Genomic DNA, 1,103 nt, shown 5'->3' with positions numbered 1-1,103 from the left:
CTAGGCCGGGTATCGGGTCGTGATCAATCCGCGGGATTCGTCCTCACAATGAAGGCCGATCCGGTAGACCGTACTTCGTGACACGTGTGCAACTGACCGATGCAGAGTGGGAGTTCATCGAGCCGTACTTGCCTATCGGCGAGTACGGCCCGTACCCGGAGCGGCTGCGGCAGCAGTTCGAGGGCGTGATCTGGCGGTTCAAGACGGGCGGGCAGTGGCGGGAGATGCCGGCGGAGTTCGGAGCGTGGTCGACCGTCTCCAACCGCTTCCGACAGTGGCGTGACGCCGGTGTCTTCGAAGCCCTGCTGGAAGGCGCGATCGCGGAGGCCGCAAAGCGGGGCGAGGTGGACCTGTCGCTGGTCAGCGTGGATTCCACCACCGTTCGGGCTCACCACGACGCCGCCGGGATGCACCTGGGCCCCGACGCCCTGGAGGCCCTGGAGAAGGCCGCCGGCGAGGCGGAGAAGGCCCGACAAAAAGGGGCGGCCAGGAAGAACAAGACGGACAGGACGCCGCAAATGATCCAGAACGCGAAGAGCGACGACGCGCCCGGCGGCGGCGCAAGCTCCGCCTGAAGGCCGCACTGCTCGGACGCTCCAGGGGTGGACAGACCAGCAAGATCCACGTTGCCGGTGAGCGCAAGTGCCGACCGCTGGCGTTCGTGCTGACCGAGGGGCAGGCCGCCGACAGCCCGCAGTTCATCCCCGTGCTCAAGAAATTACGGGTCCGTGGGCCGGTCGGCCGTCCCCGCACCCGGCCGGACGCCGTCGCCGGCGACAAGGCCTACTCCTCCCGCGGCAACCGCGCCCACCTGCGCAAACGGCACATCAAGGCCGTCATCCCGGAAAAGCGGGACCAGGCCGCCAACCGTAAGAAGAAGGGCAGCAACGGCGGTCGGCCCGTCGGCTACGACGCCGAGCTCTACAAGGCTCGGAACACCGTCGAGCGACTGATCAACAAGCTGAAGGCCTGGCGAGGCATCGCCACCCGGTACGACAAGAAGCCCGAGAGCTACCTCGCCGGCCTCCACCTCCGCGCCTCGATGATCTGGATCAAGGACCTCACCAAAGCCCATCCTTGATCGCGACCAAATACGCCCCCTA

1 pseudogene is annotated in these 1,103 nt (G+C 66.9%); it reads left to right on the top strand.

Annotated features, from left to right (window positions below):
* The first annotated feature begins 77 nt into the window (after positions 1–77).
* Positions 78–1,081 (top strand): annotated as a pseudogene (locus ACIOFR_RS42395) (IS5 family transposase).
* The last annotated feature ends 22 nt before the right edge of the window (positions 1,082–1,103 follow it).

Origin of the sequence: Kitasatospora sp. NPDC088346 (assembly GCF_044740765.1) — a bacterium.
Taxonomy (GTDB): domain Bacteria; phylum Actinomycetota; class Actinomycetes; order Streptomycetales; family Streptomycetaceae; genus Kitasatospora.
The sequence above is the reverse complement of the archived record's forward strand: the minus strand, read 5'-3'. Positions and strand labels throughout refer to the sequence as shown.